Source organism: Curtobacterium sp. B18, assembly GCF_000333375.1.
In the GTDB taxonomy this organism is placed as follows: Bacteria; Actinomycetota; Actinomycetes; order Actinomycetales; family Microbacteriaceae; genus Curtobacterium.
The window spans coordinates 1-2,079 of sequence record NZ_BACZ01000275.1; the positions used below are offsets into that span (position 1 = coordinate 1).

The window sequence follows — 2,079 nt, forward strand, 5'->3', positions numbered from 1 at the left end:
CCGCGAACCCGCGGGCCCGCGACCCCGGCCCGCGGGCGGGAACGGACGCGCCTACGCGTCCGACGCCACGCGGGCGATCTCGGTGATCGAGGAGTGCCCGTTGTCCGGGTGCTTCCGCATCGACAGGAGCCGCTCCATCGAGGGCTCGAGGGCGGTCACCTTGTCGAGCGGCGCACTGACGACGAGCTGGAACCCGAGGCGCAGCCACGCGGTGACGGCCCGGCCGGCGAACTCCGAGTCGGCCTTGATGAACGCCTCGTCGAGGAACACCGGCGCGAACCGGGGCCGCGGTCGGGTCTCGTCGCCGAGCTGGTACCGGAGTGCCGCGCCGACGATGAACGCCACGAGCTCCTGCGTCTCACCGCCCGACTTGTCCCCGAGCGACGAGTACACGCCGAGGTCGTCGCCGGACGTGTCGTACCGGACGGCCGTGATCTCCATGTGCCGGCGGACGTCGAGCACGGCGTCGCGCTGGGTGGTCCGGCCACCGCGCGGGACGGACGGGTCCGGACGGATGACGGCCATGAAGCGCCGGAGCCGGCGGAACCGGGTCTCCAGCACGTCGTCGGTCAACTCCGTGTCGACCGACGCCGACAGCGCCCGGAGTTCGCGGCGGAAGGCCGTCACCTCTTCTCGGGTGACCCGGCGGATCTGGATCTTGAGCCGGTCGCGGTTGGCACCGAACGGCAGCTCGCGCAGGATCTCGTTGACGGGCTCGAGTCGCTCCTCGATCTCGACGACGGCACGGTCGAAGGCGCCGGCGAGGGGGACGAGGTCCTCGCCGCTCCACTGCGACAGCCGTCGACGCCACTCGCTGCGCCGGGAGTGCAGTCCGGTCGCGACGATCTGGTCGAGGATGGCCCGGTAGTCGGGGTAGGACGCGACGCCCGTCCCGAGGTTGGGGTCCGGCCACGCGTCCTGGTAGCGCTGGAACGTCAGCGTCAACGCCGTCGAGGCCGAGGCCGCACCGTCGAGCGCCTGTGACAGCCGTTCCTCGAGGCGGCGCTTCAGGCGGCGGGTGGCGTCGTCGAAGCCGTCGACCCCGTCCGGTGCACCGACCTCGGCGAACGTCTCCTCGAGCAGTCGGGCCTGTTCGACGTCGGGCAGCGACTGCGGGGTGTCCTCGAAGCGCGACAGGATCTCGGCCGCGGCGTCCTGACCGTCCACGAGCACGGCGTGCCGCTCCTCGAGCCGGGCGACCGACTGGCGGGCGGCGGCGCGACGGTCCGACGCCTCGTCGAGGGCGGCGCGGAGCCGACCGACGGCCGTGCGCAGGGTGCGGAGGCCGTCGTCGGCGGCGAGGAGCGCCTGGCGTTCCTGGTCGAGCCGGGCGAGCGAGTCCTCGAGGCCGGCGACGTCGATCGCCTCCCACGTGACGTCCACGACGTGCTGGTGCGCCTGGCGCAGGACGTCCAGGGCGGTGATGTCCTGCGCGACGTCGGTGCGGCGGGCCTCGAGCGTGGCGAGGTCCTGGGCGATCGCGGCGAGTTCCTGCTCGACCGAGGCGACCCTGGCCTCGTTCGTGAAGCCGATGACGTTCGCCTGGCGCCGGTCGCCGTGTGCGCCACGCCGACCGTCACGGAGCTGGCCGGACTCGGTCACACGACGGCCGCCACCGCCGAGTTCCGAGGCATCGGCGACGCACCGGGCGTCGGTGCGGTCGGACTCGATCCGCTCCCGCACCCAGGTGCTGAACGGCGAGGGCTTGATGGCGAGCTTGCCGGACACCATGGACGGGTCGCCGTCGACGTCGATGTGCGGCCCGGTCGGCACGCCCTCGAACTGCACGCGCACGGGCAGGCGGAGTGCGTCGATCGCCTCGCTGAAGTCGGCGAGGCGGTCCTGGTCGACGAGCAGCGTCCGGGCGACGGGCGCCAGGACGGACTCGATCGCGGTGCGCCAGCGCTCCTCGCCGGGAAGCACGTCGAGGAGTTCGGCGACGAAGGGCAACTCGGACGGGTCGATGCCGGCCGCGCGGGCCATGGCCAGCCGAGCCTCGTGCATCGGGAGCGGCATCGCGCCCTGACGGTGCTCGAGCGACTGGCGCTCCTGCCGTAGGTCCGCTCGCGGTCGAGAGCG

1 protein-coding gene is annotated in these 2,079 nt (G+C 73.1%); it reads right to left on the bottom strand.

The window, feature by feature from the left end; translation table 11 throughout:
- Positions 1 to 51: 51 nt before the first annotated feature.
- Positions 52 to 2,079: ATP-binding protein (locus I5E_RS07080; RefSeq protein WP_042723670.1), on the bottom strand; the 2,028-nt coding region annotated here is incomplete at its 5' end.